This is a genomic window from Micromonospora sp. AMSO12t (genome assembly GCF_008806585.1).
Classification (GTDB): Bacteria; Actinomycetota; Actinomycetes; order Mycobacteriales; family Micromonosporaceae; genus Micromonospora; species Micromonospora reichwaldensis.
The window spans coordinates 1-18104 of the sequence record NZ_WAAS01000035.1 but is presented as its reverse complement, the minus strand read 5'-3'; the positions used below and the strand labels follow the sequence as shown (position 1 = coordinate 18104).

At 71.6% G+C, this 18104-nt stretch carries 13 protein-coding genes; 7 read left to right on the top strand and 6 right to left on the bottom strand.

Going from position 1 to position 18104, the window contains the following annotated elements; all coding sequences use genetic code 11:
* Nucleotides 1–60: 60 nt before the first annotated feature.
* Nucleotides 61–2304: a DUF4153 domain-containing protein gene (locus F6X68_RS08295; RefSeq protein ID WP_225852062.1), complete on the top strand. Its 2244-nt coding sequence runs from the start codon at nucleotides 61–63 to the stop codon at nucleotides 2302–2304.
* Between the two features lie 83 nt (nucleotides 2305–2387).
* On the opposite strand, the gene F6X68_RS08290 is transcribed toward F6X68_RS08295, so the two are convergent.
* Both F6X68_RS08290 and F6X68_RS08285 read right to left on the bottom strand, forming a co-directional pair.
* Complete coding sequence (locus F6X68_RS08290) at nucleotides 2388–3164, bottom strand: hypothetical protein (protein WP_192581326.1); 777 nt, start codon at nucleotides 3162–3164, stop codon at nucleotides 2388–2390.
* A 195-nt stretch (nucleotides 3165–3359) separates the two neighbouring features.
* Nucleotides 3360–4154 (bottom strand): class I SAM-dependent methyltransferase, encoded by a 795-nt coding sequence (locus F6X68_RS08285; RefSeq protein ID WP_151453700.1) that lies wholly within the window; start codon nucleotides 4152–4154, stop codon nucleotides 3360–3362.
* 165 nt (nucleotides 4155–4319) lie between these two features.
* Here F6X68_RS08285 and F6X68_RS08280 point away from each other — a divergent pair, with 165 nt between their 5' ends.
* The 4 genes from F6X68_RS08280 (at nucleotide 4320) to F6X68_RS08265 (ending at nucleotide 8049) form a co-directional block, all read left to right on the top strand.
* A complete protein-coding gene (locus F6X68_RS08280; RefSeq protein WP_151453699.1) occupies nucleotides 4320–4625 on the top strand; it encodes a DUF6403 family protein in 306 nt (101 codons plus the stop codon).
* On the top strand, nucleotides 4622–5992 hold the full coding sequence (locus F6X68_RS08275; protein ID WP_151453698.1) for a hypothetical protein: 1371 nt from the start codon (nucleotides 4622–4624) through the stop codon (nucleotides 5990–5992). Before F6X68_RS08280 ends, F6X68_RS08275 begins: the two co-directional genes overlap by 4 nt.
* Nucleotides 5989–6984 carry a hypothetical protein gene (locus F6X68_RS08270; protein WP_225852061.1) on the top strand — a complete coding sequence of 332 codons (996 nt, stop codon included), beginning with the start codon at nucleotides 5989–5991 and terminating at the stop codon, nucleotides 6982–6984. The genes F6X68_RS08275 and F6X68_RS08270 overlap by 4 nt, the downstream gene beginning before the upstream one ends.
* A gap of 288 nt (nucleotides 6985–7272) precedes the next feature.
* A complete protein-coding gene (locus F6X68_RS08265; protein WP_225852060.1) occupies nucleotides 7273–8049 on the top strand; it encodes a DJ-1/PfpI family protein in 777 nt (258 codons plus the stop codon).
* 97 nt (nucleotides 8050–8146) lie between these two features.
* Here the strand turns inward: F6X68_RS08265 and F6X68_RS08260 are convergent, their stop codons facing one another.
* The 3 genes from F6X68_RS08260 to F6X68_RS08250 all read right to left on the bottom strand — a co-directional run bounded on the left by F6X68_RS08260 (nucleotide 8147) and on the right by F6X68_RS08250 (nucleotide 15178).
* On the bottom strand, nucleotides 8147–11524 hold the full coding sequence (locus F6X68_RS08260; RefSeq protein ID WP_151453697.1) for an NACHT domain-containing NTPase: 3378 nt from the start codon (nucleotides 11522–11524) through the stop codon (nucleotides 8147–8149).
* Between the two features lie 163 nt (nucleotides 11525–11687).
* Nucleotides 11688–14057 carry a glycogen-debranching protein gene (locus F6X68_RS08255; RefSeq protein ID WP_225852059.1) on the bottom strand — a complete coding sequence of 790 codons (2370 nt, stop codon included), beginning with the start codon at nucleotides 14055–14057 and terminating at the stop codon, nucleotides 11688–11690.
* A gap of 248 nt (nucleotides 14058–14305) precedes the next feature.
* Nucleotides 14306–15178, bottom strand: a complete 873-nt coding sequence (locus tag F6X68_RS08250; RefSeq protein ID WP_151453696.1) for a hypothetical protein — start codon at nucleotides 15176–15178, stop codon at nucleotides 14306–14308.
* A 245-nt stretch (nucleotides 15179–15423) separates the two neighbouring features.
* Between F6X68_RS08250 and F6X68_RS08240 the strand changes: the two genes are divergently transcribed.
* Both F6X68_RS08240 and F6X68_RS08235 read left to right on the top strand, forming a co-directional pair.
* Nucleotides 15424–15816 carry a hypothetical protein gene (locus tag F6X68_RS08240; RefSeq protein WP_151453695.1) on the top strand — a complete coding sequence of 131 codons (393 nt, stop codon included), beginning with the start codon at nucleotides 15424–15426 and terminating at the stop codon, nucleotides 15814–15816.
* Nucleotides 15813–16535: a DUF2637 domain-containing protein gene (locus F6X68_RS08235; protein ID WP_151453694.1), complete on the top strand. Its 723-nt coding sequence runs from the start codon at nucleotides 15813–15815 to the stop codon at nucleotides 16533–16535. The genes F6X68_RS08240 and F6X68_RS08235 overlap by 4 nt, the downstream gene beginning before the upstream one ends.
* Before the next feature lie 97 nt (nucleotides 16536–16632).
* Here F6X68_RS08235 and F6X68_RS08230 read toward each other — a convergent pair.
* The coding region (locus F6X68_RS08230) for a hypothetical protein (RefSeq protein WP_151453693.1) at nucleotides 16633–18104 on the bottom strand (1472 nt) is incomplete at its 5' end.

The window sequence follows — 18104 nt, the reverse complement described above, 5'->3', positions numbered from 1 at the left end:
CGGCGGCGGGCCCGGAGTCGGCCGTACAGTGTGCCGACCGTTCTAACGAGGAGGGGTTCCTTGACCCAGCCACCACCGGTGTCGGGCCCCCCGGGTTCCGGCGAGGCGCCCGGCAGCACCGCCGGTGACGACCCCGGAAACGCGCCGCCGCACCTGCTCGTCATGCCGTCCATCGAGGGCGCGCCGCCCCCGATGGTGTGGCCCGGGGCGGAGGGCGCACCCGCCTGGGCGATCCCCGTCAGCATCCCGCCCGGGACGCGCGGTTACGCCGTGTTCATCCCGCTGGTGCCAACCACCGCCGCGGCGGCTCCGGTCGCCGCGGGCCCGCCGGCCCCGGCCTCGGTCGTCCCCGCCCCCAGGCCGGCCGAGGCGACCGCCGCGCCAGCCCCGACGGCCGTCGTCGAGCCGGGAGAGAGCATCCCGACGCGGACCGCCGCGGTGACGGCGGCGGACTCCACGGCACCGGCTGCCGCGCCGTCACCGGACGCCGTCGGCGCGCCGCCGGGCGGCACCGACGCGGCACCTACCGCCTCCGCCCCCGCTACGCCCACCACGAGCGGACCCGCCACCGAGACGGCGCCCACCACCGGGACGGCGCCCAGCACCGGGACGCCCGCGACCGCCGCGCCGGCCACCGGTGGTGCGCCGGCCGCCCCGTCGGCGGGCACCGGCGCATCCGCTGCCCGCCCGCCGGCGACCAACGTCCAACAGCCCGCCGCCGCGCCGCTGCCGGCGCCGTACCGGATCGGAGTGCCGTCCGGCGCGCCGGCGCCGTACCGCGGCTACCAGCCGGTCCCGCGCCCGCCGTCGTTCCTCGACACGCGCTGGCCGGGGCCGGCGCCCACCCAGGACCGGGCCGTACCGCTCGCGGTCCTCGCCGGAGCGCTGGGCCTGGCCTTCTTCGTACCGCTCACCCGCACCGGCATCGGCTGGTTCCTCGGCTGGCTCGCCCTGACCGTCGCGGTGGTCCTCGCGGTCCGGCGGACGGGCGCGGAACTGCCGCGCGCCGACCGGCGGATCCGCGCCGGCTGGGCGGTGGCGGCCCTGGCGCTGCTGTCGGTCCTGGCCTTCCGCAACGCCTGGTGGCTGGTGACGTTCTGCGTGCTCGGCGCGCTCTGCTGCGCGACCCTCGCGATCGTGGGCGGCCGGCTCGTCCGCTCCATCCTGTTCAGCCTGGTGGCGGCCCCCTTCGCGGCGTTGCGAGGGCTGCCGTGGGTGCGTGGGCACCTGCACGCCCCGGTGAACCCGCATCTGGCCCGCCGGGTCGTCGGGTCGGCCGCGGCCACCGTGGCCGCGCTGATCGTCTTCGGCGCGCTCCTGTCCTCGGCCGACGGCGCCTTCTCCGTGATGCTCGGCGAGCTGGTTCCCGAGGTCAACGGCGGCGCGACGTTCCGCTGGATCCTCCTCGCCGCCGTGGGCGGGCTCTGCGCCGTCGCCGCCCTCTACACGCTGGCCGCGCCGCCCGACCTGTCGACGATGGACCGGCCCGGCACGCGCCGCTTCGGCCTCGTGGAGTGGGCGCCGGTCATCAGCGCCCTGACGCTGCTCTTCGGCGGCTTCGTGGCGGTGCAGTTCACCGTCCTGTTCGGTGGGCAGCGGCACGTGCTGCGCACCGCCGGCCTCAGCTACGCGGAGTACGCGCGCAGCGGGTTCTGGCAGCTCGTCGTCGTCACCATGCTGACGCTGGCGGTGCTCGGCGGGGTGGCCCGCTGGGCGCGACGGGACCGGGCCGTCGAGCGCCACCTGCTGCGGGTCCTGCTGGGCCTGCTCAGCGTGCTCAGCTTCGTCATCGTGGGGTCGGCGCTGTCCCGGATGTACACGTACCAGAAGGCGTACAGCTTCACCGGCGAGCGGCTCTTCGTGATGGCGTTCGAGCTGCTGCTCGGCACCGTGTTCCTGATGATCCTGGTGGCCGGGCTGCGCTGGCGCGGTGCCTGGATTCCCGGCACGACGGTGGCGCTCGCCGTGGTGATGCTGCTGGGCCTGGCCGTGCTCAACCCGGAGGACTACGCCGCCCGCCGCAACATCGCCCGGTACGAGCAGACGGGGAAGATCGACGCCTGGTACCTGCGGGCGCTCTCGGCCGACGCGACGCCGGCGCTGGCGGGCCTGCCCGATCCGGTGCGCCGCTGCACGCTGAGCTGGGTCGCCAAGGACCTCGACGAGTCGGACCCCTGGTACGCCTGGAACCTGGGCCGGATCCGGGCGCGCGCGGCGCTCGACCGGGCCGGGCCGGGCGCGGTCGGCGGTCCACGCGACTGCCGGGCCGCCGACCAGTTCGACCTGCCCAAGCGCCGCCGCTGACGGATCCGCCGTCCCCGGGTCGGTCCGGGGACGGCGGGACCGCCGGGTCGGCGGGCCGGTGCGTCCAGCGGGTGCCGGTCGGGTCACCAGGGCTCGGGGATGCCCACCGCGAGGCAGCGCCGGGTGCCGGGGACCGGCTGGTAGCAGGCGGACGCCTCCAGGTTGTTGGTCAGGTCGGAGCGGGAGAAGGACGTGCTGCCGCCGTTGACGCAGGTGCCGCCGCTGGTGGACACACCGCCGGTGACCTTGGCCGTGGCGCAGCCGACCGTGGCGGCGGTCTTCTCCACCGTGTTCAGCGAGGAGCGCTGGTCCGCGTACTGGTGTGCGCCGTAGCCGGTCAGCCGCACGCCGGGACGGGTGACCGTGTACTGGAACGCCGCCGACGTGTAGTACGACCAGCTGGCGCCCGTACCCACGGTGCGCAGCTCCGGATCGGCGGACGAACCGGGAACGAACATGGCGAAGCCCTTGTCGTGGGTGCTCGTGCCCGCGACCATCCGGTAGACGATCACCAGCAGCCCTTGGCTGTAGCTGCCGGTGGAGTAGGTCAGGTAGCTGCCGCTGCCGCAGGTGGTCCGGTCGGCGACGTAGCCGACGCCGTTGGCGTAGAGCATCACCCTGGCGCAGCGGCCGTCGTCGGCGGTGTCCTCGATCGTGCCGACCGTGGTGCTGGTGCCGGAGTTGTCGGTGGCGTAGCCGGTCAGCCGGACGCCCGGCAGCGTGCCGGCGTACTGGTAGGCGGTGGGATGGTAGTAGCTCCACGAGGCCGACCAGCCGCTGCCGGAGGGCAGCGCGAGCGCCGGCGAGGCGGGCAGCAGTGCGGCGACCAGCGCGGCGGCCAGGGCCGCGAACAGCGTCATCCGGGTCGACCGCCGTCGGAAACGGGCCTTCATCGGTCCTCCGATCTCCACGACGGGCGGGACACCCGGCGTCACGGATCAGGTTGACCGAGGACGCCGGCGGCGGGTACCGCTGGGTCTCGAAGCGGACAGCCGGACGGCCTCACCCGGCTGCGCGCCTCCGACCGCGAAGGCCCGGCGGGCGCCTGCGGGCGGTCAGGCCGGCGCCGTGCCCCGGACGGCCCAGGCCCGGGCGGTGAGCCGGATCGAGCCGTCCGGCGCCACGGGCAGGCGGGCCGCGAGCAGGTCGCGCAGGCGGGCGCGCTGCGGCGCCGTCAGGGAGGCGACGTACGAGGGGGCGGGGCCCTGCCCGCCCAGGAACGGCGTCCAGTAGTCGTCGACGTCCGCGAACACCATGGGCACGTCGACGGGCCGGAGCGCCACCGCCGTCAGGCCCGCGTCGGTCCACATCCCGCGCAGGGAGCCCGGGTCGCACCCCGCGAACCGGCGCCCCTCGTCCCGTTCGGCCACGGCCGGGTCGAGCAGGGCGGCGGCGTCCCAGAAGTGCCGCAGCAGCGCCATGCCGCCGGCGTAGTCCCAGACGTAGGCGGCGGCCACCCCGCCGGGGCGGACGACCCGGGCGAACTCGGCGACGGCGCGCGCCGGCTCGGGCACGAAGTTGACCGCGAGTCCGCTGACGACGACGTCGACGCAGCGGTCGGGCAGGGGCAGCGCCCGGGCGTCGCCGACCTGGAAGGCCGCCCGTTCGTCGCGGACGGCCGCGCGGGCGTACGCGACGAAGCCCGGCGAACTGTCGACGCCCGAGACGTGCCTCGGGTCCCCCAGTGCCAGCACGGTCGACGTGAGCGCGCCCGTGCCGCAGCCCACGTCGAGCCAGCGGCGGCCCGGTGGCACGGCCAGCCACCGCAGGAACTCCCCCGCGACGGGGCGGCTCCACCGGCCCACGTACGCCTCGTAGGCCCTGCCGTCCGCCCAGACCGGGTGCGCCATGCGGAGACGATACGACGCCCCGGCGTGCCGGGCCGACCGCAGGCCAGGGCCGGTGAGGGCTGGTGCGCACCGATTCGCCTCGATGAGCCAGACTCGGTCGTACCCCTGCCTGCCCCGACAGCTCCCGAGCGCACCCCCGTACCCCTCGCCCGATGGTTGGAGCGCATGTCCCACACCCTCCTCGCCTGGTTGGTCGGCGGCGTCCTGCTTGTGGGCGCGGGCTTCGCGACGACCCTGCTGCCCCGGTGGCGGGCGCGGGGGCGGGAGCGCCGGACCGCCTGGTCCGCCGCCCGCGCGGCCATCGACAGCGCGGCCGTCAGCCGGGACGCGGCGGTGACCCGGGTGCCGCAGGCCGAGCAGTTGCTGGCCCGCGCCGAATCCATCGCCGCCGGGCGCGGCGGGGCGTCCGCCGCCCGGCAGGCGGCGCAACACGCGAGAGAGGCCGACCGGCTGTGGCGCACGCACCAGTGAAATCGCGCAGGCGATACCGGTACGAGCTGCTGCGCTGGGCGCTGCTCGGCGTCGCCGTGGTCGTCCTGGTCGTCTTCCTGCTCGCCCAGCGGCAGAGCGTCGACGTCAGCTACGGCCGGTCGCCGGCCGCCCCGGCGAAGATCGACGAGGGCTCGGCGGGTGAGCTGAGCGACGCGAGCGTGCCCTCGGTGGACGAGATGACCGCGCTGATGGCCGCCGAACCCGTGGTGCGGCTCCCCGGCGCGACCGCACGCTGGAACGAGCAGCGGGTCCGCGAGGCCGCCGGCGCCGAACCCGTCCGCATCCTGGTCGCGCCGCCCGGGCTCGACGAGGACGAACGCAAACGGGTACGGGACGTGAAGAACGCGACCGTCCGGGTGATCGGCACCGAGGTCAGCGGCGGCATCTACCAGGCCGTACCCGACACCCTGCCCGGCTGGCGCGCCCAGTTCGCCACCGCCGACGTGACAGGCCTGCTGGTGGCGTTGATCGCCGCGCTGCGGGAGGCGCCCGACCCGCCCGAGCACGACGAGCTGCGGTGGCGTGACCCGACCGACCGGGAGCTGGCCGCCGTCGCCGCCGACCTGCGGGCCACCGGCCTGCACCTCGGGGCCGGGGCCACGCTGACCGGCATCCCCGACAAGGCCGCGCGCAACGCCTTCCCGGACGGCGCCCGGTACGTGGCGCTGCCCGCGCAGCCGTTCGGCGAGCCGGTGCCCCGGTACGGTCCGGCGCTGGCCGAGCTGTTCCCGGGCACGCCGATCGTCGTGATGTACGGCCTCTGGATCGAGTACCACGGCCCGGCGGCCGACGACTTCGCGGAGCTGGCCGGGGCGAGTTTCTACGGCCAGTTCGGCGGCCGGCTGAGCCGGTACGACTACCCCCAGGGCAACATCCTGACGGCGTACCTGAACCGGGTCACCGACCTGCGCTACTCGGGGCTGTTCGACCGCCCGCTGCCGTACCGGCCGGTCGACCCGCTGCGGGTGGCGCTGCCCGCCCTGCCGTGGCTCTTCGCGGGCTGCGTGGCGACGTTCCTGATCCTCTCGGTCCGGTCGCTGCGCCGGTCGGACGCCCTGGTGGTCCGGCGGGGCGACCCCGGGCGGGGTGGCACGCCCGCCCGGTTGGCCGGTCTCACCGCGCTCGCCGTCGAGATGTCCCTGCTCACCGACGCCCGCAGCGATCCGGCGCTGACCCGGGGCATCGTCAAGCTCCAGGCCGCCCGCGCCGCGCTGGACGAGGGGCTGCCGGACCGCCACGTGCGGACGTTGCTGGACGAGGCGGCCGACGAGCTGGACGACGGCGCCCGGACGTTGGGAGTCGCCAGCTACCGCCCGCACCTCTACCTCCGGGGCAGGTTGTCGTGAGCCAGTCCGTACGACGTCGGCTCGCCGACCTGTTCGGCACGCCCTTCGGCGTCGCGGTCCTGGCCTGCCTGGCGCTGGCCGGCTGGGCGTTGTGGACCGGCGGGGCGCTGGACGGCCCGGTCGCCCGCCACGTGCGCGCCTCCTCCGTGTACGTCGCGCCGGGCGTCGAGCTGGACCGCGCGGCGGCCGAACGGATCATCGGCAACCGCCGGCTGGTCGTGCTGATGCTGGCGCCGGGCGCCGACCTCAGGCAGGGCTGCCGCCAGGTCGAGCGCGCCGCCGACGGGACCGTCGTGCTGGTGATGAGCCGCGACGGCGACGAGTACGACACCTACGGGTGCGCGCTGCTGCCCGGGCGCGACGACGGGAACTTCGGCCGGGCCTTCGTGGCGGAGATGGCCGTCAGCCGGGGCGTCGACACCTTCGCCGACCGCCCCCTGGAGGCGCTGAAGGTCGTCACCGTCAACTACGACCTGCTGGTGAAGGCCGGCACCGTTCCCGACGGCGCGCGGACGATCAGCCCGTCGCTGCCCCGCTTCCTGCTCGCGGCCGCGGCCATCGTGGCCGTCGTCGCCGGGGCGACGGTGCTCTACGTCGGTGGCCGCCGCGCGGGCCGGCTCGCGGACGCCCGTCGCCGCCGCCGCGACGACAGCGCCGACGCCCGCAGCGCGCTCAGCGCCGCCGCCGCCGTGCTCGCCCAGCAGATCATCGACCTCGACCGGTGGTACGCCATGGCGGAGCGCCAGGCCCACGTCGACGGCGCCAAGGAGACGTTCGGCAGGAAGTACCTGACGCTGACGTCGGACTACGCCGCGCTGCTCGAACGCGTGACGGCCGTGGACGCGGACGACGAGGACGCCGTACGCCGACTCGTCGAACGCGTCGACGCGTTGAGCGGGCGCGCGTCGGCGCTCACCGGGTCGGCGACCGAAAACGGGGCACGCCGCCCGAAGTCCGCCCGGGGCGCCGGCGCACGGCCCTCCGGCGACTGACGACGCTGCGCCGAACCGCGTCGGAGGTACGCCGGCCCGGTCGGCCGGCACCGTGCCCCGTTCACGGAGGTGCCCGGTCTCGCCTGGCCGCGCGGGCGGCCCCTGCGGCACGTACGGGGCAACGCCCCGTCGGCGAACAGATCACCCCCCGCACCCACCGCACCGGACCCGCCGATACGGACCGGGGGCCCTCGTATCCGGACCTGCCTCGCGGCCCGTGGAACCGGGGCGGCGGCGTGACCGACCACCGGGACATGCGCAAGCTCAGCTCGACCGAAGGGGCAATCGATGTTCGGCATGGACGTGAACCGGCGGACGGTGTTGCGGGCGGCGGTGGCCGGCGGGGCCGGCGTCGGCCTGGCCGCCACCGGCCTGGGCGATCCGGCCCGGGCGGAGCGGCCCAGCGACCCGGACGGGCCCGCCCGGGGACCCCGCATCGCGATCCTGCTCTTCGACGGGATCGCCCCGATCGACGCGATCGGCCCGTACGAGGTGCTGTCCCGGATCCCCGGTGCTTCCGTGGTGACCGTCGGCAAGCGGACCGGCCCGGTCCGGACGGACAACGGCGTGCTCACCCTCGGGGTGGAGCGCACGCTCAGCCAGGTGCGCCGCGCCGACGTGCTGCTGGTGCCCGGAGGCAACGTCCGCGGCGTCCAGAACGATCCCGACACGATCCGCTGGGTCCAGCGGATCCACCGGCACACGACGTGGACCGTCTCGGTCTGCACCGGCGCCCTCGTCCTGGGCACGGCCGGCCTGCTGCGCGGGCTACGGGCGACCACGTACTGGAGCCTGAGGGACCAGCTCGCCCAGTACGGCGCGACGTTCGTCCCGGGCCGCTACGTCGAGGCGGGCCGGATCATGACCGCCGCCGGCATGTCCGCCGGGATCGACATGTCCCTGCACCTGGCCGCGAGGCTCGCCGGTGAACGGATCGCGCAGGCACTCCAACTGGTCGTCGAGTACGACCCCGACCCGCCGTTCGACACGGGCAGCCCCGAGAAGGCCGGCCCGGAACTGATGCGCCTGGCGCTGGAGTTGCTGGGGCAGCCCGCTCCCCGCTGACGGCAGCACGAGCGTGGCCCGTACCCGTCGACCCGGGGCGTCGATCGCGCCGCCCCGGGTCGACGTACCGCCTCCCGCTCACGTCCCGCGGCGATCGTCAGTTGCTCCGGTCCGGCCGGCGATCCTGAACCGGGCCGTCCTCCCGGTGCCGCCCACTCGACAGTGACGAGTAGTAGGCCGGGACGGGGGGACGTCGCTGGTAGTCGTCCGCCAGGATCGCGACGAGAGGCGGGATGGCGGGCCGCATGACCTCGATGGACAAATTCGACAGGCCCTTGATCGGCTGAATGGCGACCTCCCTCCAGCGGCCCCGTTGCCGGGCGACGAGGTGACCGACGATCTCCTTGAACGCCTCGGCGTCATCGCCCTGCCACACGGCAAGTCCGACGCGCATCGCGGCGAAGACCTCGGCGATCTCGCGGGCGTCCGTGAGACCCCGTTCGTAGATGCTGAGGAGCCGCGGGTACTCGATGAACAGCCTCGGGTGCTGCGCCACCACCGGGGCGATGCGCACGGCCGCCTGGGTGCTGTTCATCCAGAGTGCGGTCTGGGCCAGCTTCCGTACGTCCTTGTAGCTGAGCCGACCGGCATGGCGGACCAGGTACTCGACGAAGAGGTTCCCCGTCTCCGGCGAGGCGGACGAGGCCGCCGCGTCCATGATGGCCTCGTGGTCGCCGGACCGTTCGTCGCGGTGCACCAGGGACGACACGATCTTCATGCACACGTCGCCGGTCCCGTCACCCCAGTGGGCGAGGCGACGCCCGTGCAGGGCCGTGGCGCCGAGCAGGAGTTGCAACTCACGCTCTGGATCTCCGGCGAGTCGCGCCTCGTACGGGTGGATGAGCAACCTGTCTATCGGAGCCCGCCGTTTGCCGATGGCCGGCACCTCGTCAGCGACGGACAGATCGATGCTGGACAGCAGCATCGTCCACCCGTTGTCGTCGAGTCCGGCGTGCAGGAAGCGCACGGTGGACCGCCACCAGGTCAGCTGGTCGTCCCCCTCGGGCGCGAGTTCGTCGAGCGGGACAGGCCCGTCGCAGAGCTCGGTCAAGAGCGTGAGCAGGTTGCCGAGGTACGCGGCGACGCGGCCGAGCAGGAAACGGCTCGACGGGTTGTAGCCCTCGAAGCGACCCACTCCCTCCCGTTCCTGGCTGAACCGGACGAGGACCTTCAGCTCCGCGACGATCGCCCGCCGTTGAGCCGTCGGCGCGGCCTCGAAGAGTTCCCGCAGGAACGGCATGATGGCGCCGCCGACCGACAGTTGCTGGTGGGACAGCAGCGCGAAGAACTGGTCGTCGGTCCACTCCTGGCCCACCGGCAGCCGACGGCGCGCGTCGGCGAGACCTTTCAGCTGCTCCAGCACGTGGTAGGCGATCAGGTATTCGCCGAACGTCGCGTGCAGGAACTCGTAACTGCTCCCGGAGACCACACCGCTGACGTCGGCCGCGTGGATGAAGAAGAACCGGGCGATGGTGCGGATGGCGGGATCCAGCGGCTGGGCCAGGCGCTTCCGGTGGCTCCCCTGCGCCGCGCCCGCACGCAACATCGGAGCCAGGTCGCTGTTGAGGTCCTGGCCGGTGACGGATTGCTGGCCGCGATTGAACATCGCGAAGGCCGCGATCGCGAGCTGCCAGAGTTCGTGGTCCGCGCGCGCTGCGATCTCCTCGTCCTCGGAGAGGAGGTTCGTGGCCGTCCCGGGCGTCTTCGCGACCTCGCGCGCGATGTAGCCGTTGAGCAACCACTGGTACACCTGGGCCTGCGTGACCTGACCGTCGCCGCCGGTCGGCGGATCCTCCGTGGCGCCGAAGACGGCCAACATGAGGAGCAGGAGCGGCTGGCGCGCGAGTTCGCCCATCGCCCAGACGCTGTCCACCGCGAGCGGCTTCACGGTGCCGTTCCTGATCGGCTCCTGGTTGACCTTGTTCCACATGTCGACCCAGTGATCGACCTGGTTCCGATCGAAGTCTTCGAGCTTGACGACCAGGGAGCCCGCCGGAATGTTCGCGATGTCGGCCACGACGGTACGGGAGGTCACCACCACCGAAACCGGCGAACCGAGCTTGGCCTCCTTCTCCTGGAATCCCCGGACCTCGTGCAGGAATCCCGACTCGGTCGTCCGGGTGGCCTGCATCAGCTCGTCCAGGCCGTCGAGGATCACCACCCTCGTGGCCTCCCGGCTGGCCTCGGACAGGTCCCGCCATCGCACGCCGAGGTGCGTGTCGTCGTCGAGGAAGTCCTGGATCTGTTCGTAGATCTTGGCTGCGGGGTTCCGCACCTGGCGCAACGGCACGCGGACCGTGGTGAAGTGCTCGGGCGGCAGCCGAGCCGCCATGATCTTGGTCAGGAGGGACTTCCCGGCGCCCGGGTGGCCCAGGATGACCAGCGGAAGTTCGGCGCTGCGCGCGGAGGTGAAGTACGCGGCCAGGAAGTGGTCCAGGCGGTGCCCGCGCCGCTGCTGCCCCCACCACTCCTCGTCCCAGGCGCGGGAACTGCCGCTCATCACCGCCCACTGGAAGCGTGGGTTGACGTAGCCGGTCTCGGTGTCCGGCATGCTGAGGCCGGACTCCAGGTCGATCTTCGTGACGTGCGCGAGCGGCTCGGACAGGAGCTGACGATTGCGCTGCGCCATGATCGTCCGGCTACGTTCGGTCGGCAGGTCCCTCTCCCGCATCCGGGAGAGGCCGGCGAGGAGTTGCTCCATCAGCGAGAGGGAACGCCGCTGGAACTCCTCGGACCGCTGACGAGCCGACTTCCGGGCCGCCGTCGCGTGTTCGAACTGGTCCAGCAGTGCCCACATGCCGAACTCCGGCACCTCGGCCGCCAGCCGCCGGTAGTCGTTCCGGTAGCGCGTGATCGCCCTGCTCACGACGACCGACGCCAGCGTCCTGCCGTCGTCGGAGTCCCGGATCTCGGGCTCGATCCGCTGCCAGGCGTCAAGCCCCCGGAAGAAGCGCAGGCAGCGCCCCGTCAGGTTTTCGTAGAAGGGAGCCACCGAAGCCGCGAGGTTCGTCTCGAATCCGCAGGCGGCCCACGGCATCGGCATCGGCACGTTCAGCAGGTAGGACACCATGCTCTCGTGGTCGCCGTCGACGCTGCCGGAAACCAGTCGCTGCTTCTCGGCCTCGGTCAGGCCGAGCCGTGCGTACTTCTTACCCACCACCTCGCTGAGGGCGGCGAAGAACGCGCCGGTGACCACGGCGGTGTGTGCCGCCGCGATGAGTTCGTGTCGCTCGCGGCCCCTGGCGCCCAGGCACCGGTCGCGTACGCGGTCGACGGCCGAGGTGAGCTGGCTGACCAGTTCGTTCTTCTGGTCGATCCAACCCCACCCGGCTTTGATCGCCGGCACAGCGAAACCGACGGCCCCGCTGCCGAGGGCCGCCAACCCGAGCAGGGCACTCAGCTTGTTGCTCCACTCGGGGTCTCGCTGGCCGAGGATCCGACGCGCGGTGTCGAAGGACATTGACGAACTGCTCATCGGAATCCCTTCCGCCGCGTACGCGCCGAGGTCGGTGGCCCCTGCCGGGGGTGAAGCAGAGATCACCGTAATCCGCCTTTTCGTGGCAGAAGCAGGATCGGACAGTCGGCTATCCGCCAGTTCCGTTACGTCTCCTGGAGTGATCGCCAACCTGTCCGGGCTACTACCGGGCGATGAGCAGCAGCAGTGCCCGCCCACCCAGCACGTACGTGGTGGAGGCGCCACCGATCAGGGCCTCGCTGCTGGGGCTGGCCACCTGGTCGGGTCCTTCGGCCCAGGTGGAGGTGTCGGTGACCCGGTACCACTGCTTGCCCGGGGGCGGAGCGGGCAGGGTGAATGTCACGTTGCCGGACCAGCCGTTGTAGGCGGTGTAGAGACCTGAGTCGCCGAACTCGCTGCCGTCGATGCGCCAGGCCAGCGCGTGGTTGTTCGCGTTGCCCCAGTACGCGCCATCCGGTGACGTGCCTGCCGGGGTGAACCACTCGAGCTGGCCCAGTCCGTTGCCGTTGGTGTCGGCGGCGGTGTAGAAGTTCGCCGGTCGCAGGGCGGGATGTGCCTTGCGGAAGGCGAGCAGCCGGCTGGTGAAGGCGGCAAAGGTCGTCTGGTCGGCGTCCGGGGTCCAGTCCAGCCAGTTCGCGCTGGAGTCCAGGTTGTAGGGGTTGTTGTTGCAGTTGGTGGTGCGCAGGTACTCGTCGCCGCCGGTCATCATCGGGGTGCCCGCCGACAGCATGAGGAACGCGTGGCCGTTGCGGGCCGCCCTGCGTTGGTCGGCGGCCACGCCGCCCTGGTCCCAGGAGATGTTGTCGTCGGAGCCGCCGTCGGACGGACCGTACGGCCACGGTTGGTTGTTGTTCTTGCTGTTGCAGGCGTAGAGGTCCCGCAGGGTGAACCCGTCGTGGGCGACCACGAAGTTGACCGAGTTCCACGGGCGCCTGCCGTCGTCGCCGTAGAGGTCGGACGACCCGGCGAACCGGTCGGCGAGGTTGGCCGGGGTGACCGCGTCGACGCCCAGCTTGTTCTGGTCGCGGCGCAGGGTGTCACGGTAGCTGCCGTTCCATTCCGACCAGCCGGTCGGGAAGTTGCCGACCTGGTAGCTGTTGCCGCCGATGGCCCACGGTTCGGCGATCCAGTCGACGCCGGCCCCACCGCCGGCCGGGCGCGCGGGCATCTCGGCGACCAGACGGTTCAGGGCGGTGCCGGAATTGGTCCGGCTGTAGTTGAAGCAGCCGTGCTGGCAGGTGTTGCCCAGCACGGACGCCAGGTCGAACCGGAAGCCGTCGACGCCGAGCGCGTCCTTCCAGTAGGCGACGGAGTCGACGATGAGGTCCTGCGCGGCGGGGTTGAAGGTGTTGTAGTTGCCGCCGACGCCGGTGTTGTCCCAGGGGCTCTGCCGGTCGCCGGTCAGCGAGTAGTAGGTGGAGTTGTCCAGGCCGCGCCAGGAGAACACGTTGTAGGTGTTCTTGTCGCCCTGTGGCCCGTCCTCGCCGGTGTGGTTGTAGACCACGTCCACGAGCACCTTGATCCCGGCGTCGTGGAACGCCTTCACCATCGCCTTGAACTCGGCGGTGGGACCGCCGGGGGACTTGTCGTAGGCGTAGCGCCGGTCGGGGGCGAAGTAGTTGAGGGTCATGTAACCCCAGTAGTTGTCGCCGGCGGTGCTGGTGGGGTCGACGTCGTGGATGTCGTTCTGCGTTTCCTGTAGGGGCAGGAACTCCACCGCCGTCACGCCCAGCGACGCGAGGTAGGGGGCCTTGAGTCCGGCGCCCCGGTAGGTGCCGCGGTACGCCGACGCGATCGTGGGGTCGTTCCTGGTCAGTCCGCGCACGTGCACCTCGTACACGATGTCGTCCTTGAATGCCCGGGTGGGTTTGGTGCCGATTCCGCCGGCCGTCGGCTTGAGGACGATGCCCTTGGGGGCGAACGTGCCGGTGTCGACCGCGCGGTTGGCGCCGCTGCGGTAGCCGGCCACGTCGGGACGGCTCGGGGTCTGCGGGTCGTGACTGATCTCCCGCGCGTACGGGTCGATCAGCAGCTTGTTGGGGTTGAACCGGTTGCCGGCGGGGTCGACGTCGGAGACGAATCCCGCCGTCGATCCCTTCGTCCAGCCGGCGTGCCACGGCCAGTTCGGACCCCAGGCGCGGTAGCCGTAGTAGACCGTGCCGGTGATGCCGAGGCGGTTCAGTTCGGCGACGCTGACCGTCTTGGCGAAGATGCCGCTGTTGCCGGTCAACACGTAGCTGACCTTCTCCTGCGCGCCGGTGGCGGCGCTGTAGAGGTAGAGCGCGATCCGGGTGGCCGTCGCCGAGCGGACGCGGAAGGTGATGTCGCTGGCGGTCCCGTTGTAGCGCGCGCCCAGCGCCTGCCCGTCGATCGTGGCCTGGGCCGCCGGCGCGGTGACCAGGCCCGAGGGCAGTACGCCGGCCAGGCCGACCAGCATCGCGACGACCAGGGTGAGACGTCGTCGTGCGGGTCGGGTGGTCGTCCTCGGCTCCGTGGCCATGGTGGGCGGCTCGGAGCGCCACTGGGGATTCATGCGAAAGACCTCCTCGCGGGGGCGGGGGTGTGGGGCGAGGAGGTCGGCAGCGGGCCCGTCCACCGACCATCGATCAATGCAAGTCCTTGCAATGTTTCCAGGACGCTACCATCCAGGAACATCAAAGTGAACGGATTCGATGCCCGACGTGTGCGCGGAGCGGGCGGACAAGCGGGGTGCCGTGCCGCCTGCAAGGCGTTGCAGGGCCAGCAAGAAGTCGACCTACCGGGGACGCACGACCCGATGCTTCAGTCCCACTCGCTGACCGTGATGCCACGCGCCCGCAGCTGTGCGATCTGGTGCTCAGGCAGCAGGGCGAGCGGGGTGACCTTCAGCTCGCGCAGGTTGCGCAGCGCCTCCACGCCCGCCAGCGACCGGATGCGGAACTCGTCAGATTCGCCGTCCCACTGCTGCCACACCATGTGCGCCGTGGCGTGCCCACCCCCGAGCCAGCTGAGAGACTCGACGGTGTCGAGCTCCGCCTGGGGTATCGCGACCGTCATCAGCCGGGCCAGGTTGCCCTCGTCGAACGCGAACTCGTCGAAGAAGTACGTCGGCGGCAGCTCAACCGAGTTCCGCAGCCTGTCGAGCACCGCCAGCTTCAGGATCGGATCACCGAACGGCGCCGCCGCCTCGACCGGGTCGGGCAGGAAGTTGTCCACCTGGACACCGCGCCCAGCCAGCGCCGCGAGCACTTCGTGGCCCGCCGGGTGCAGCACGCCCGCACAGCCGATGCGCACCCGCTTGAGTCGATCGCACGCCAGCAGCGGGGCCAGGTCCGCGTCCGGCGGCACACCGAGCCACAGCAGCTCCAGCTCGGGCAGCGCGGTGAGCGGTCCGAGATCACCGACCTCGGACTCGCGCAGGTACAGGTTGCGCAGCCCCGGGAAACCCTCGATGCCCGCCAGCGACCGGATCGTGCCGTCGGCACCGTCCGGCAGCGCGTCCCACAGATCCGCCTCATCGGTCCAACAGGCCCCATCGGCGTCGGCCGAGACCTCCAGCGTGAGCACCTCGGCACAGCGGGCCTTGAGCTCCTCGACCGGACGTTCGCGAATCTCGGCGACCGCGTCGTTGAGGTAGTCGGCCTCAAGCAGGGCCAGGCGCAGGCGGGGATCCACGCGGGCAACCTACCTGACGACCACTCGACACGGGGTGGTGCCCGATACCACGCACCGCCGGTACGCGTCCCCCAAACGCTTCGAGGAATGGCGTCAACCGGTCCTCGATGCACCACGTCAGCGGCACGGTGCGCTACCGCGATACCGGTGGGCCGGAGGTACCACCATGCGAACCACACCGCCACGATCGCCGGTGACCCCCTACCGCTGGCTTTGCCCAGCTCACGGGCACCGGGCGGTGCCCGATGAACCCGGGCCACCCGTCCGACCCGCCGGTGCGGTTCGCCGATGCGGAAGAGATCAACCCGTTCCAACTCCTTCTCGATCTTCATGACCATGCCGTCGCTCGGACGCCGGGAACCGGACTCGATGACGTCCTGACGGAGCTGGAGTTGTCCGCTGCGGTGGTGTCCTGGTGGACTCGCTGGCAACCCTCAATGATCCACACCGCGCTGCGGGCGGGCGCGGACCTGACGGACATCGCGAAAGCGACCGGTCTCGACGCGGGCGAAGTCGTCGACCGGTGGCGGCGATGGGTCGATGTCCAGACGCGGTTGGACATCGGTGGACGTCCTTCCGTGGACCCCGTCGAGGTTCAGGCCATCGAGCGACGGCCCGGGTCGGGGGTGGTTCGATGACGCCGACCCGGCTTGCCCGAGACGTGAGCACGGTGGCGGTGGCCGGGATTGCTGCCTGGTCGTCGTGGAGTCACATGGTCGCCGTGGCGTTGAGGTTCGGTGAGCGTCCCGAGGTCGCCTACGTACTTCCGCTGTCGGTCGACGGGATGCTGGTCGTCGCGTCGGCGGCCATGGTCGAGGACAAGCGCGCCTGCCGGAGGGTGCGCTGGTCAGCCCGGACGGCGTTCGCGGTCGGGGTAGCGGCGAGTGTGGCGGCGAACATCGCCGCCGCCGAGCCGAGCCTCGGCGCGCGGATCGTGGCGGCATGGCCGGCGGTGGCGCTGCTGCTGGTCGTGGAAATGCTGACGAGAGCGCAGCCGGCCTCGGGCAACGACCACCGAGCTTCAGACACCGCCCAGCCGCCTGTCTCTGACGCTGCGTCTGCGTCGCCATTGGTGTCGCTTCCGTTGGAGGTTGTGACCGAGATGAAGGAGGCGCAACTGGCTGGGGCCGCCGACGGTCCGGCGACGAGCCAGGTGTCGGCGCCCCTCCGACGGCGAACCTCACGACGCAAGCGGGTGACGGGACACGCGGAGCGGACAGCAGACGTTGTAGCCCGGCTGCGGGCCGAGCGTCCGCAGGCCAGCCCGGCCGAGCTGGCTCTGGCCGCCGGCGTGTCCGAACGTCATGTCCGACGCCTTATGGCGGAGAAGCCCCCACCGAATGCCAGCGGCGGGTAAAGCTCTACCGCGCCACCAGCTGACTGGTGTACGACCCGAGCCAGCCGTAGATACCGCAACCGCCGACGCCGTGGCTCAGCGATTACCCTCGGGGCCGTCAGTTCGTCTGTCCGGTCGGTAGGTGCCGGCCGATGTAGCCGACATAGATCCGTCCGCTCTGCGCCGTGTCGTCGTAGTAGTGCATGCGGGGGCTGATCATCGCGAACTGAACGATCTTGAAGTGTGCACCCATGAAAATCCTGCCCGTTTGAACAACGGAGGCTGGTACGGGGAGAAGTCGCCTCCTCCGGAACGCCGGGTTGGTTCGGACCTCCTCGCTCTCGTCACGGGCGTGTCGTCGCGTCGGCCACTCGTGGCAGCCATCTGGAGTGTTCTCCAGGAAGCCATGCACGTCTCGAGCCCAGCGCCCGTCTGCCTTCGCAGCTGCGTAGTCCTGGAGCACCAACATCGCGTCCCAGGTCTTCGAAGCCCAGGCGCCCAGGGGGTCGTTGCTGTCGAGTTCCTCAGCGCAGTCAGGATCGCCCGTGAACACGACGTGCTGGAGTCTTGGCAGCCAACGGAGCAACTCGCCGAAGCTGTCCGGCCGGGAGACGTCCGCTTCCGATGGCTGTGCTGTCCAGGCCACCTCTGCTTGCCCCATAGAGGCGAGCCGGTGGCGCAGCGTCCGTTCAGTTTCCGCGGCCCGGGTCAGGCGTTCAACCGCGTCCCGGTTCTCGATCTGCTCATCATCCAGCTGCCATTTGACGTCGTGATACGCCTTCTGTGTCTCATCGAGTTCGGCCTGGAGCTGCGCGAATCGGGATGCGATGTCTTTCTGCGCCTCCTGCGATGACCGACCGACCTCGATCAGACGCACGATCTCGTCGATCCGGTCGACGGTCAGGTCATCGATCCCTACCTTGATCTTCAGGTAGTCCAGCAACATGCCTTGCTGCGCGCTGACGTCATCTTGCCGGCGATCACTCTCTCGCGTCTCGACGGCCGCCGCCTTGGGTTGCGACGGAACGAGCGATGGCCGCTTCGAACTGACGTCGCCGAGCCGGTGCACCAACATGTCGTCGGCGATGCGTTCCAGCATCCGGTGTACCCGCGCCACCGATGCGGGTAGCGGCTGTTCGAGAGCCTGAAGTTGGGCATTGGAGGCGAGGACCCGCGCGAGCCGGGGCTGTTCGTTGTCGTCGGCGATCCGTTCGGCGCTCAGCACCCGGTGCCGCAGCCCGTCGACGACGGAGTCCGGTTGCACCTGAGAGCGATAGGTACGAAGCCGGCCGGGCAGTACGGCGTGGGCCTGGCCGAGCCGGTCGTTGAGCAACTGTGTGGCCTCCCCGTCCAGCACGTAGCACGAGGCCATGCCGTTGGTAAACCGGGTAAGGTTGGCGATCCGGTTCGTCCATGGGACTGACGGCAGCGAGTCGTCGTTGCCTGCGACGAAGACGACACCTCGTCGCTCGGCGTCGAGGAGGGCTCGGTGGACCTCGTCGACTTCGTCGCCCCGGATGACGATTGGTCGCGTCGTCAGGCGTGCGGCACCGTCCCAGGCATCGATGATTTCGAGCATGGGGGCGAGAA

Excerpts from the sequence above, each read along its gene's own strand:
- F6X68_RS08290 (WP_192581326.1), bottom strand. The coding sequence starts at position 3,164 with ATGACGCTGTTCGCGGCCCTGGCCGCCGCGCTGGTCGCCGCACTGCTG.
- F6X68_RS08285 (WP_151453700.1), bottom strand. The coding sequence starts at position 4,154 with ATGGCGCACCCGGTCTGGGCGGACGGCAGGGCCTACGAGGCGTACGTG.
- F6X68_RS08280 (WP_151453699.1), top strand. The coding sequence starts at position 4,320 with ATGTCCCACACCCTCCTCGCCTGGTTGGTCGGCGGCGTCCTGCTTGTG.
- F6X68_RS08265 (WP_225852060.1), top strand. The coding sequence starts at position 7,273 with ATGTTCGGCATGGACGTGAACCGGCGGACGGTGTTGCGGGCGGCGGTG.
- F6X68_RS08260 (WP_151453697.1), bottom strand. The coding sequence starts at position 11,524 with ATGAGCAGTTCGTCAATGTCCTTCGACACCGCGCGTCGGATCCTCGGC.
- F6X68_RS08255 (WP_225852059.1), bottom strand. The coding sequence starts at position 14,057 with ATGAATCCCCAGTGGCGCTCCGAGCCGCCCACCATGGCCACGGAGCCG.
- F6X68_RS08240 (WP_151453695.1), top strand. The coding sequence starts at position 15,424 with ATGAACCCGGGCCACCCGTCCGACCCGCCGGTGCGGTTCGCCGATGCG.
- F6X68_RS08235 (WP_151453694.1), top strand. The coding sequence starts at position 15,813 with ATGACGCCGACCCGGCTTGCCCGAGACGTGAGCACGGTGGCGGTGGCC.